The organism is Cellulomonas sp. T2.31MG-18 (assembly GCF_964266755.1).
In the GTDB taxonomy this organism is placed as follows: Bacteria; Actinomycetota; Actinomycetes; order Actinomycetales; family Cellulomonadaceae; genus Cellulomonas.
Window position 1 is genome coordinate 220,411 of sequence record NZ_CAXWGW010000003.1, and the last position, 12,152, is coordinate 232,562.

Annotated in this window: 12 protein-coding genes and 1 tRNA gene; 2 read left to right on the forward strand and 11 right to left on the reverse strand. The window is 73.1% G+C overall.

The window, feature by feature from the left end; translation table 11 throughout:
• Positions 1-15 precede the first annotated feature (15 nt).
• Positions 16-774, reverse strand: coding sequence for a YebC/PmpR family DNA-binding transcriptional regulator (locus ACFQTY_RS13170; RefSeq protein ID WP_378101108.1), 759 nt, complete (start codon positions 772-774; stop codon positions 16-18).
• A 63-nt stretch (positions 775-837) separates the two neighbouring features.
• Positions 838-1,440, reverse strand: coding sequence for a pyridoxal 5'-phosphate synthase glutaminase subunit PdxT (pdxT, locus tag ACFQTY_RS13175; protein WP_337972758.1), 603 nt, complete (start codon positions 1,438-1,440; stop codon positions 838-840).
• A gap of 46 nt (positions 1,441-1,486) precedes the next feature.
• Between pdxT and kynU the strand changes: the two genes are divergently transcribed.
• Complete coding sequence (gene kynU, locus ACFQTY_RS13180) at positions 1,487-2,755, forward strand: kynureninase (protein ID WP_378101110.1); 1,269 nt, start codon at positions 1,487-1,489, stop codon at positions 2,753-2,755.
• A gap of 60 nt (positions 2,756-2,815) precedes the next feature.
• On the opposite strand, the gene ACFQTY_RS13185 is transcribed toward kynU, so the two are convergent.
• The 8 genes from ACFQTY_RS13185 to thrS form a co-directional block, all read right to left on the reverse strand.
• Complete coding sequence (locus tag ACFQTY_RS13185) at positions 2,816-3,421, reverse strand: NUDIX hydrolase (protein ID WP_378101798.1); 606 nt, start codon at positions 3,419-3,421, stop codon at positions 2,816-2,818.
• Positions 3,415-4,326, reverse strand: coding sequence for a pyridoxal 5'-phosphate synthase lyase subunit PdxS (pdxS, locus tag ACFQTY_RS13190; protein ID WP_291762775.1), 912 nt, complete (start codon positions 4,324-4,326; stop codon positions 3,415-3,417). Before pdxS ends, ACFQTY_RS13185 begins: the two co-directional genes overlap by 7 nt.
• A gap of 78 nt (positions 4,327-4,404) precedes the next feature.
• Entirely contained in the window at positions 4,405-5,058 is a 654-nt protein-coding gene (locus tag ACFQTY_RS13195; protein WP_378101113.1) for a hypothetical protein, read from the reverse strand.
• Positions 5,055-6,248, reverse strand: a complete 1,194-nt coding sequence (locus ACFQTY_RS13200) for a glycosyltransferase family 4 protein (RefSeq protein ID WP_378101801.1) — start codon at positions 6,246-6,248, stop codon at positions 5,055-5,057. The genes ACFQTY_RS13195 and ACFQTY_RS13200 overlap by 4 nt, the downstream gene beginning before the upstream one ends.
• 26 nt (positions 6,249-6,274) lie before the next feature.
• Positions 6,275-7,225, reverse strand: coding sequence for a phosphatidylinositol mannoside acyltransferase (locus ACFQTY_RS13205; RefSeq protein ID WP_378101804.1), 951 nt, complete (start codon positions 7,223-7,225; stop codon positions 6,275-6,277).
• A gap of 17 nt (positions 7,226-7,242) precedes the next feature.
• A complete protein-coding gene (gene pgsA / locus ACFQTY_RS13210; protein ID WP_378101115.1) occupies positions 7,243-7,854 on the reverse strand; it encodes a phosphatidylinositol phosphate synthase in 612 nt (203 codons plus the stop codon).
• 4 nt (positions 7,855-7,858) lie between these two features.
• Complete coding sequence (locus tag ACFQTY_RS13215; protein ID WP_378101117.1) at positions 7,859-8,434, reverse strand: HIT family protein; 576 nt, start codon at positions 8,432-8,434, stop codon at positions 7,859-7,861.
• Positions 8,435-8,437: 3 nt separating this feature from the next.
• Entirely contained in the window at positions 8,438-10,438 is a 2,001-nt protein-coding gene (thrS, locus tag ACFQTY_RS13220; RefSeq protein WP_378101119.1) for a threonine--tRNA ligase, read from the reverse strand.
• Between the two features lie 211 nt (positions 10,439-10,649).
• Here thrS and ACFQTY_RS13225 point away from each other — a divergent pair, with 211 nt between their 5' ends.
• On the forward strand, positions 10,650-11,987 hold the full coding sequence (locus ACFQTY_RS13225; protein ID WP_378101121.1) for a wax ester/triacylglycerol synthase domain-containing protein: 1,338 nt from the start codon (positions 10,650-10,652) through the stop codon (positions 11,985-11,987).
• 66 nt (positions 11,988-12,053) lie between these two features.
• Here the strand turns inward: ACFQTY_RS13225 and ACFQTY_RS13230 are convergent.
• Positions 12,054-12,125 (reverse strand) — tRNA-Val (locus ACFQTY_RS13230).
• Positions 12,126-12,152: the final 27 nt, after the last annotated feature.

A 12,152-nucleotide genomic window follows, 5' to 3' on the forward strand; every position in this document is an offset into this window, starting at 1 on the left:
CGGCGCCGTGAGGCGTCAGTCCTCGTCCTCGAGCTGCGCCATGACCTCGTCCCGAGCGTCGAAGTTGGTGTAGACGTTCTGCACGTCGTCCGAGTCCTCGAGCGCGTCGATCAGCCGCAGGATCTTGCGGGCGCCCTCGACGTCGACCTCGACCTGCATCGACGGGTAGAAGACGACGTCGGCCGAGTCGTACTCGATCCCGGCGTCCTGCAGCGCGGTGCGCACGGGAACCAGGTCGGTGGCCTCGCTCAGCACCTCGAAGCTGTCGCCGTTGTCGGTGACCTCCTCGCCTCCGGCGTCCAGCACGGCCTCGGTCACCGCGTCCTCGTCGGTGCCGTCCTTCGGCACGATGACGACGCCCTTGCGGGAGAAGAGGTAGGAGACCGACCCGGGGTCGGCCATCGTGCCGCCGTTGCGGGTGAACGCCACGCGGACGTCGGACGCCGCTCGGTTCCGGTTGTCCGTCAGGCACTCGACGAGGACGGCGATGCCACCGGGCCCGTAGCCCTCGTACATGATCGTCTGGTAGTCGGCGCCGCCGGCCTCCTGGCCGGAGCCCCGCTTGACCGCCCGGTCGATGTTCTCGTTGGGGACCGAGGTCTTCTTGGCCTTCTGGATCGCGTCGAACAGCGTCGGGTTGCCCGCCGGGTCACCGCCACCGGTGCGGGCCGCGACCTCGATGTTCTTGATCAGCTTGGCGAAGAGCTTGCCGCGCTTCGCGTCGATGACGGCCTTCTTGTGCTTGGTGGTGGCCCACTTGGAGTGACCCGACATGTGCTGCTACCCCTCAGTCCTCGTGCGTGCCGGTGGTCGCGGTCCGGGCGGCACCGCCGCCGCTCATCGGTCCCCGCGCACCATCTCGACGAACAGTCGGTGCACCCGCGTGTCCCCGGTCACCTCCGGGTGGAACGACGTGACGAGCAACGGGCCCTGGCGCACCGCGACGATCCTACCGGCGGCATGGCCGCCCTCGACCCGACCGAGGACCCGGGCGGCCGGCCCGACCTCCTCGACCCACGGCGCCCTGATGAACACGGCGTGCACCGGCTCGCCCTCGATCCCCTCGATCGACAGGTCGGTCTCGAACGAGTCCACCTGCCGGCCGAATGCGTTGCGGCGCACGGTGACGTCGAGGCCGCCGAGCGTCTGCTGGTCCGTGGTGCCGTCGAGCACGCGGTCGGCCAGGAGGATCATGCCGGCGCAGGACCCGTAGGCCGGCATCCCGTCGCGCAGCCGCTGCTGGACGGGCCCGAACAGGTCGAACGCCCGCAGCAGCTTGTCGATGGTGGTGGACTCGCCCCCCGGCAGCACCAGGGCGTCCACCGCGTCGAGCTCCGTCGTCCGGCGCACCGGCACGCCCCGCGCCCCGACGGCCGTCAGGGCGGCGACGTGCTCGCGCACGTCGCCCTGCAGGGCGAGGACTCCGACGGTCGTGGTCACGGGGAGCGATCCTAAATCGGTCTCGCGGGCTGGCAGGCTGGCGCCCGTGGCACCCACCGACGGCGAGGCACCCGACCGGCTCGAGATCCGCGCGCGCGAGCTCGACCGACGCCACGCCGGCACGGACCTGCGCGACCGCTTCGAGCTGCCACCCGGCCTGGTCTACCTCGACGGCAACTCGCTCGGCGCCCTGCCGCGAGGGGTGGCGGCTGCGCTGGTGGACGCCGTGCGGGTGCAGTGGGGCACCGACCTCGTCGCCTCGTGGAACGACCACGCCTGGTGGGATGCCCCGCAGCGGATCGGCGACGCCATCGCCCGGCTGGTCGGGGCCGCCCCGGGTCAGGTGGTGGTCGGCGACTCGACGACCGTGCGGCTGCACCAGGCGCTGCACGCCGCCGCGCGGCTGCGTCCTGACCGACCGGTGCTGCTCACCGACCCGGGGTCGTTCCCCACCGACCTGTACGTGGCGGCCGGGGTGGCCGAGCAGGTGGGGTGGACGGTGGTCACCGTCCCGCCCGACGAGGCGGAGACCGCCCTGGCCCGACTCGCGGCGGAGGGACGGCCGGTCGGCGCGATCGCGTACTCGCAGGTGGACTACCGGACGGGTCGGTTGTGGGACCTCGCGGGCGTCACCGCCGCCGCGCACGAGGCGGGTGCCCTCGCGGTGTGGGACCTGTGCCACTCGGCCGGGGCCGTCGAGGTGGGACTCGACCTGCACCAGGTCGACCTCGCCGTGGGCTGCACCTACAAGTTCCTCAACGGCGGTCCGGGGTCGCCGGCCTACCTCTACGTGGCCCGACGGCACCTGGTCGAGGCGGCCAACGTGCTGCCCGGCTGGCACGGGCACGCGCGGCCGTTCGCCATGGAGCCCACCTACGCGCCGGCACCCGGGATCGGCCGGTTCCGGGTCGGGACGCCGCCCGTGCTGTCGATGGTGGCGCTCGAGGCGGCGCTCGGCACGTTCGAGGGCGTCGACCTCCGCGCCCTCCGGAGCCGTTCCCTCTCGCTGACCCGGTACCTGAGAGAGGCGATCGAGGAGCTGGTGCCGGCCCTGGACGTCGTCACCCCCGCCGAGGACGAGCGGCGCGGCTCGCAGCTGTCCGTCCGGCACCCCGAGGCCTACGGCGTGGTGCGGGCGCTCGCCGCGCGGGGCGTGCTCGGCGACTTCCGCACGCCGGACGTGGTCCGGCTCGGCGTCGCGGCGCCGTACCTGACGCACGTCGACATGCTGACGGCCGCACGCGCGCTGCGCGCGGTGCTCGACGGCGGAGAGCACCGCGACCCGGCGTACGCACTGCGCGCACAGGTCACCTGAGGACTGCGGGCGGAGGTCACGTCCGACGGCGCCGGCCCCGCAGTTGGACGGCCTGGCCGGTCACACCTCTCGTGCGAGGCCCAGGTGCCGGGTCACGCCGTCCCAACCGGGTACCAGCGCGGCGACGAGGTCCACCAGACCGGCCGGGAACACCTCGATCTCGACGGACCGGAGCTCGTCCAGCTCCCACCACCGCACCTCGTCGAGGACGTCGAGCTCCACGTGCGTCCAGCCGTCGCGACTGAGCTCGCCCAGACCGTCGGAGGCGATCCGGGCCAGGTAGAGGTCCTCGTCCTGCCGGCAGCGCTGCGCGTAGAAGTCGAAGATCGCCGACCTGGTGTACACCGGTCCGACCAGCTGCTCCACCTCCAGGCGGATGCCGGTCTCCTCCTCGAGCTCGCGCACGGCGGCCTGCCGCGACGCCTCGCCCTCGGCGATGCCCCCGCCGATGGTGAACCACCAGCTGCGGTCCGGCTGGTCGAGGTCGTGGCCCCGCATCAGCAGCACGCGGTCCTGGTCGTCGAGCAGGATGACCCGCGCGGCACGCCGGAACAGCAGGCCGTCCGGGCCGGGTACCCAGTCGGGTCCCAGCCCGGACACCGCTCCCCCGTCGACGTCGGCCCGCGGCGCGTCGGCGCCGTCGGTGGGACGGCCTGTGGTCACCAGCCCCGCTCGGCCAGCCGGTGCGGCACCGGGACGTCGTCGACGTTGATCCCGACCATCGCCTCGCCCAGACCACGCGAGACCTTGGCGATGACGTCCGGGTCGTCGTAGAACGTGGTCGCCTTGACGATCGCCGCGGCGCGCTGGGCGGGGTTGCCGGACTTGAAGATGCCCGAACCCACGAAGACGCCCTCAGCGCCGAGCTGCATCATCATCGCCGCGTCCGCCGGGGTGGCGATGCCACCCGCCGTGAACAGCACGACCGGCAGCTTCCCGGCCCGGGCGACCTCGACCACCAGGTCGTACGGGGCCGCGAGCTCCTTCGCCGCGAGGAACAGCTCGTCCTCCGGCAGGGAGGTCAGCCGGCGGATCTCGTCCCGGATGGTCCGCATGTGCGTGGTGGCGTTCGAGACGTCCCCCGTGCCGGCCTCGCCCTTGGAGCGGATCATCGCCGCACCTTCGTTGATGCGCCGCAGCGCCTCGCCGAGGTTGGTGGCGCCGCACACGAAGGGCACGGTGAACGCCCACTTGTCGATGTGGTGGGCGTAGTCCGCCGGCGTCAGCACCTCGGACTCGTCGACGTAGTCCACCCCGAGGCTCTGCAGCACCTGTGCCTCGACGAAGTGGCCGATGCGGGCCTTGGCCATCACCGGGATGGACACGGTGCTGACGATGCCGTCGATCAGGTCCGGGTCGCTCATCCGCGCGACGCCGCCCTGGGCCCGGATGTCCGCCGGGACCCGCTCGAGAGCCATCACGGCGACCGCCCCGGCGTCCTCGGCGATCTTGGCCTGCTCCGGGGTGACGACGTCCATGATGACGCCGCCCTTGAGCATCTCGGCCATGCCGCGCTTGACGCGCGCGGTGCCGATCACGCCGTTGTCCTGGACTTCCTTCTCCGTGCTCACGTCGCGCCTCGCTCATCCGTTCTGCGGTGGGGGGACGGCCCATCGTAGACCGGTGCTCCGAGGGCGCCGCGGGGCCGTTCAGGGGCGCGGGCGCACCATCGGCAGCCCCTCGGGCCACGCGTCGTCGAGCTCGAGCGTCGTGGGGTTGGGCGCCGTGCCCGCGAGCCGGAGCAGGCGCACCAGGGCGCCGCGGCGGGCGGCCCGGGTCTGTGCGACGGCGTCGTTGTGGAACCGCCGGGCCAGCTGGACGCGGTACCAGGCCGCCGCGAGGTCGTCGAGCAGACCGTCGCCCCCCAGCTCGGCCCGCAGCGCGGCCACCTCCTCCGGGTCGCGCAGCACCTCGCGGAGCGCCGCGGTCAGGTCGCTCTCGACCTGGCCCCGGTCGCAGGGCTGCGGTGGACGGGCGGCCGAGCCGGACTCGTCCGACGAGGTGTCGAGGAGCCGCCGGAGGTCCGGCGGGACGGTGAGCGCCGCGGGTTCGGGGCCTTCGCAGCTCAGCGACGTCCAGGCGGCCTCGCCGACGATCATCGCGCTGGCGGGGTCCAGCAGCCCGCTGGTGGCCAGCTCGGCCGCCGCCGTCGCGCGGCGCACCAGCTGGGCGTCGACCACCGCCCGGGAGGCACCGACCCTGCGGTGCAACCGGTCCAGCCGGGTCGCCGCCACCCAGACCAGCCACAGGATCACCAGCAGCACGACGGCGACGAGCAGGATCGCGAGCTCCAGCCGGCTCATCGGGGCTCACGTCCTCGGCGCAGCTCCATCAGCCGCGCGCCGCGCAACGACGACGGGTCCTCGCCCACCGGCGCGTCCCGCCCGGCGACCGCCATCTCGTACACCGTGAGCACCTGGTCGCTCACGGTCGACCAGTCGTACCGGCGCACCACCTGGCGGGCGTGGTCGGCCACCGTGCGACGCAGCTCGGCGTCGCCGAGCACCCGCAGCAGGGTGTCGGCGAGGTCGACGCTGTCCCCGGTGCGGAACAGGACGCCGGCCGAGCCGTCGTCCAGCACGCGGGCGAACGCGCCCAGGTCGCTCGCGACGACCGGGGTGCCGGCGCTCATCGCCTCGACCAGGACGATCCCGAAGGACTCGCCCCCGGTCTGCGGCGCGCAGTAGACGTCGACCGACGACAGCAGCCGAGCCTTGTCCTGGTCCGAGAGGCCGCCGAGGAACTCCACGGAGGCCGCCCGCGCCCCGAGCACCTCCTGCGCCTGGTCCTGTCCCGTCTCACCGCGGCCCGCCACGAGGAAGCGGGCTCCGGGCACCTCGTCCAGCACTCGGCCGACGGCTCCGAGCAGCACGGGCAGGCCCTTGCGCGGCTCGTCCAGCCGGCCGAGGTAGGCGATGGTCGGCGCACCCGGTGCACCCGTCCACCGCTCGTCCCGCTCGGCGGAGGAGAAGCGGTCGACGTAGACGCCGTTCGGGATGACGACGGCGTCACCGCCGAGGTGCTCCACGAGCGTCCGGCGCGCGTCCTCGGACACGGCGATCCGCGCGGAGATCTTCTCCAGGGACTGGCGCACCAGGGGGTACGCCAGCTGCAGGGACCGCGACCGGACGATCGCGGTGTGGAAGGTGGCGACGATCGGGCCGTCGGCGATCCAGAGCGCCAGCATGCCGAGGCTCGGTGTGACCGGCTCGTGCAGGTGCAGCACGTCGAACTGGCCCGCCGCCAGCCACCTACGGACGCGGGCGGCCGTGACCGGGCCGAACGTCAGCCGGGCGACGGAGCCGTTGTAGTGCACCGGCACCGCACGTCCCGCCGGGACCAGGTAGTCCGGGACCGGGGTGTCGTCAGCCGCGGGCGCCAGCACGGAGACCTCGTGGCCGGCGGCGATCAGCGCCTCCGCGAGGTCGCGGACATGGAACTGCACGCCGCCGGGCATGTCGAAGGAGTACGGGCAGACGATCCCGACGCGCAGCGGTCGGTGCGTCGCCCGCCGCCCGGTCACGACTCCCCCGCCGCAGCGGCGACCGTCGCGGCGTAGCGGCTCGGGTCGAGGTCGGCGACGAACACGCGCTGCAGCATGTGCCAGTCCTGCGGGTGCGCCGCGATGACGTCAGCCACCCGGTCCACCCAGGCCTGCGACACGGCCTGCACGCGGTCGCGGTGCGGCAGCTCCTCGGGGACCTCGAGCGCCGGGAAGAACTCGACCACAACCCCCCAGGGCGTGCCGGCGCGCCGCCGGCGCTCCCCGCTGAGTTGTTCGTAGCTGATCCCGACGGGGCACAGCGGCGCGCCGGTCATCACCGTGAGCGCTGCCGGACCTGCGGCGACGCGCGCGGTCTCGCCGAACAGCTGCACCTCCACGCCGCGGGCCGTCAGGTCCCGGTCCGCCAGCAGCGGAATCACTCCGGGTCCGGTCCGGGAGGTCCGGACCAGGGCACGGAACACGTCGCTACCGCCGGTGAGGGGCAGGATGCGCATCCCCAGACCCTCTCGGAAGCCGACGTACTCCTGGAACAGCTCCTCGGGCTCCAGACGCTCGGCGACGGTGGTCACCGGGGCCAGGTCCGCCGTCGCCCAGGCGCCGGCGAGGTCCCAGTTCCCCAGGTGCCCGAGCGCCATGACGACCTGGCGACCGGCGTCCAGGTGCTGCTGCACGTTCTCGCGCCCCACCACCCGTACCCGTGCGGCGATCTGCTGCGGGGAGAACCCGGGCAGTGTGAACGCTTCGCCGTAGTAGCGGAGGTAGGAGCGCATGCCCGCGCGGGACAGCCGCCGCAGTTCGGCGGGCGCGAGATCGGGACGCACCCGACGCAGGTTCGACTCGAGGCGCCGGACGCCGGTCCCGTGACGCAGCCACGTGATGTCCGCAGCCAGCGTCGTCGCCGCGCGGACCACCGGTCCCGGCAGATGCCGGCCCCAGCGCCAGGCGAGAGCGAAGCCGCGCACCATGACGCCGCCGGAACGGCTCACCGACCGGCCTCCGCCACCTGCCGGTGCACCGCGGCCATGCGTTGGCCGACCGTGATCGCCGATGCGACCGCCAGCAGGCCGAGCACCACGGTGAGCACCACGGGCGGCAGTCCCGCGCCGACGGCGGCCGTCGCGACGAGCACGGCGACCAGCCGGTCGGCCCTCTCGGCGATGCCGCCGGACGCCGTCATCCCGAGCCCCTCGGCGCGGGCCCGCGCGTAGGGCACCACCGATCCGAGGACCAGGCAGGCCAGCGCGAGCACGGCCGTGAGCCTGTCGTCGCCCCGTCCGAAGAACCACAGCACCAGGCCGCCGAACACCGCCGCGTCCGCGAACCGGTCGAGCGTCGAGTCCAGGAACGCGCCCCACGGGCCCGACCGGCCGGCCTGGCGCGCCATGACACCGTCGAGGGAGTCGGTCAGCGCGCTGAGGCCGATCAGCACCGCCCCGAGCAGCAGGTGACCGGTCGGGAAGGCCCAGAGACCGATCACCACGACGGCCAGGGTGCCGGTGGCCGTCACGGCGTCCGGGCTGATGCCGGCCCGCAGCAGCACCCGGGCCACGGGGGTGAAGAGCCGCGTCATCGCGCCGCGCAGTCCGTGCAGCACCTGCTCACTCCCCCCGGACGGGCCACGCCGCGGCGAGCCGCGCGCGGGTGTCCGCGAGCAGCTCGGGTAGCGCACGGCTGTGCGCGACGATGGGAAGGAAGTTGGAGTCGCCGCGCCAGCGGGGCACCACGTGCTGGTGCAGGTGCGCCGCGATCCCGGCTCCCGCCACCTCACCCTGGTTCATGCCGAGGTTGAAGCCCTGCGGCGCCATGACGGTGCGGATCACTCGCATGGCCTGCTGCGTCAGCTCGGTGACCTCTGCCGTCTCCGCGGCGGTCAGGTCGGTGAAGTCGGACACGTGGCGGTAGGGGCAGACCAGGAGGTGACCGGAGTTGTACGGGTAGAGGTTGAGCACGACGTACGCCGCCTCACCACGCGCCACGACGAGACCCTGCTCGTCGGGCAGGCCCGGGGCGCGGCAGAACGGGCAGCCGGGTCCGGGCAGGTCGTCGGTCGGCTTGTCGGCCCCGCCGATGTACGCCATCCGGTGCGGCGTCCACAGGCGCTGGTAGCCGTCGGGGTCCCCGGCGAAGTCGCCGGGGACCTCGACGGTCGGCCCGTGGGCGTCGTCGTACGCCACCGCTCAGACCTGGACGCGGTCGCGCACCGCGGCGACGACACGCTCGATCGCTTCAGCGATCGGCACACCGTTCTCCTGGCGCCCGTCGCGGTAGCGGAACGACACCGCGCCGGCCTCGACGTCCTCACCGCCCGCGATCAGCACGAACGGCACCTTCTGCGTGGCGGCGTTGCGGATCTTCTTGCCGAAGCGGTCGTCCGACGCGTCCAGCTCGGCCCGGATACCTCGAGCACGCAGCTGGGCGACGACGTCCTCCAGGTACGGCTGGAAGGTCTCCGCCACCGGCACGGCGAGCGCCTGGACCGGCGCCAGCCACGCCGGGAACGCTCCGGCGTAGTGCTCGACGAGGATCGCGAAGAACCGCTCGATCGAGCCGAACAGCGCACGGTGGATCATCACCGGCCGCTGCCGCGAGCCGTCCGGCGCCGTGTACTCCAGCTCGAACAGCTCCGGCTCGAAGAAGTCCAGCTGGATGGTCGACAGCTGCCAGGTCCGGCCGATCGCGTCCTTCGCCTGGACGGAGATCTTGGGGCCGTAGAACGCGGCGCCGCCCGGGTCGTCCACGAGCTGCAGCCCCGACTCGGTGGCGACCTCCCGAAGGGTCTCGGTGGCCTCCTCCCACGTCGCGTCGTCGCCGACCGACTTCTTCGGGTCGCGGGTGGACAGCTCGAGGTAGAACTCGTTGAGCCCGTAGTCGCGCAGCAGGTCCAGCACGAAGGTCAGCAGCGACGCGAGCTCGTCGCGCATCTGCTCGCGGGTGCAGTAGATGTGCGAGTCGTCCTGGGTGAACCCGCGTGCACGGGTCATGCCGTGCACCACGCCCGACTTCTCGTAGCGGTAGACGGTGCCGAACTCGAACAGCCGCAGCGGCAGCTCGCGGTAGCTGCGCCCGCGGGAGCGGTACACGAGGTTGTGCATCGGGCAGTTCATCGGCTTGAGGTAGTAGTCCTGCCCCTCGCGCTTGACCGTGCCGTCCTCGTGGTACTCGGTGTCCAGCCGCATGGGCGGGTACATGCCGTCGGCGTACCAGTCGAGGTGCCGCGACGTGTGGAACAGCTGCGCCTTGGTGATGTGCGGGGTGTTGACGAACGAGTAGCCCGCCTCGACGTGCCGCCGGCGGCTGTACTCCTCCATCTCCATCCGGACGATGCCGCCCTTGGGGTGGAACACCGCCAGGCCGGAGCCGATCTCGTCCGGGAAGGAGAACAGGTCGAGCTCGGAGCCGAGCCGGCGGTGGTCGCGCCGCTCCGCCTCCGCGAGCCGGTCGAGGTACGCCCGCAGTTCGTCCTTCGTGGGCCATGCGGTGCCGTAGACGCGCTGCAGCTGCGGGTTCTTCTCGCTGCCGCGCCAGTACGCCGCGGCGGACCGGGTCAGCTGGAAGCCGTTGCCGATCAGGCGGGTGCTGGGCAGGTGCGGACCGCGGCACAGGTCCTGCCAGGCGACGGAGCCGTCGCGGCGGACGTTCTGGTACATCGTCAGGCCGCCGAGGCCGACCTCGACGGACGCCCCGTCGTCGTCGGAGGCGTCGCCCTTGAGGCCGATCAGCTCGAGCTTGTAGGGCTCGTCCGCCTCGATCTCGCGCGCCTGCGCCTCGGTGACGTCCACCCGGCGGAAGGTCTGACCCTCCTTGACGATGCGCGCCATCGACTTCTCGAGCGCACGCAGGTCCTCGGGGGTGAAGGGCGTCTCGACGTCGAAGTCGTAGTAGAAGCCGTCGGTGATCGGCGGGCCGATGCCCAGGCGCGCCTTCGGGTTGACGTCCTGGACTGCCTGGGCGAGGACGTGCGCGGTGGAGTGCCGGAGGACCGCCAGCCCGTCCGGCGACCCGATGGTGACCCCTTCCACGGTGGCGCCCGACGGAAGCGGGAGGTGCAGGTCGCGCAGCTCGCCGTCCACGCGGACGACGACGACGTCCCGACGGTCGGCGAACAGGTCGGTGCCCGTCGTGCCCGCCTCGACCGTGGTCTCGACTCCGTCGACGGTCAGACTGATGGGCTCGGACACGGAAGACGCTCCTCAGGAGTGGGTCGGCTGCCGCTGGTCGACAGCGGGAACGCCAGCCCGGAGAGTGTCGCGGCGGACCGCTGCCAGGACAGGCGTGCCTCGATGCTACCGAGAGCGCCTGCGGCTTTTCGCCTCGCCTCGCTCCCGGTCCCGTCCGACGGTGCCTGGCGGGTGCCACACTCGCGCCAGGGCTTCCCGCGTGGGGGTGGACGTGTCACTCGGTGAGGAGGTCGACCGCATCAGCGCGGCCGACCTCACGCTGCTCGCGACGGACCGAGGGCCCGCGCCGATGCACCTCGGTGCCCTCCTCGTGCTCGATGGTGCGGCCGACGACGACGGGGTGCCGGACGCGCTGGTGGCCCGCGCGGCGACGGTGCAGCGCCTGCGGCAACGGCTGCGACGCACACCGCTCGGAGGCGGGCGCCCCTACTGGGTGGAGGACCCGGTGGTCGACCTGCGCGGGCACGTCGGCCGCCTGGTGCTGCCGGTCGGCAGCGGGTGGCAGACGATGCTGGACGCCGCCGCCGACGCGGTGTGCACACCCTTGAGCCGTGAGGCGCCGCTGTGGCGCGCCGTGTGGATCACCGGCTGGGACCCAACCCCGGCATGCCGCGGCGCCCTGGTGGTCGTGCTGCACCACGTGCTCGTCGACGGCCTCGGAGGACTGCTGCTGCTGGCCCGGCTCGCTGACGGCGCGGCGCCCCGCGTCGAGCCGACGCAGCGGGACGGAGACGGTGCGGCGGCTGTGCCGTCGCCCCGGGACCTGCACCGCGACGCGCTCCGGCGCCGCATCGCCGCCACCCGCTCCCTCTCGCGATCGCTGCGCCGCACCGTCCACGGGATCCGTGAGCTTGGTCTCGGCGGCCGCAGGCCCGCCCTGGCGGCACGCACCTCGCTCAACCGGCCAACAGGTGCTCAGCGGCGGCTCGCGGTGGTGCACGTGGCTCTCGCAGACGTGGTCGAGCGCGCCCACGGGGCCGGGGCGACCGTCAACGACGTCGTGGTGGCCGCCGTCGTCGGCGCCCTGGAGACGCTGCTGGACCGCCGTGGTGAGCACCCGCGAACGCTGGTGGTGTCGGTTCCGATCTCGTCCCGCGCTCCCGGCGAGGGCGGGACGGGCAACCACACCGGCGTGCTCCCGGTCCATGTCTCCACCGGTGCGGACCCGACCGCGAGGCTCGCCGCGGTCGCCGCCGCGACGGCGGCGAGGCGGGGCGATCGTCGTGGGTCCTCTGCAGCGCCGCTGGGTGCGGCCTTCCGGCTGCTCGGGCGGCTGGGCGTGTTCCGGCTGTTCGTCGAGCACCAGCGACTGGTGCACACGTTCGAGACCAACGTGCGGGGGCCGGCGGAGCCGCTGCAGCTCGCCGGGCACCGCATCGCGGCGGTGCTGCCGGTGGCCACGAACCCCGGCAACGTCGGGGTGTCGTTCGACGTGATCTCGTACGCGGGGCGGTTGCTGCTCACGGTCGTCGCGGATCCGCAGCTGCTCCACGAGCCGAGCGAGCTCGCCGGTCTGCTCGCGACCGAGCTCGGCGGGTGCGTGCTGTGACGGAGGCGGGTGTGCCGGGCCGGGAACGACGAAGGGGCCCCGCAGTTGTGGGGCCCCTTCGGACGGTGGGCGATACTGGGTTCGAACCAGTGACCTCCTCGGTGTGAACGAGGCGCTCTACCACTGAGCCAATCGCCCGACGAGCACCCACCGTAGCGGGCGTCG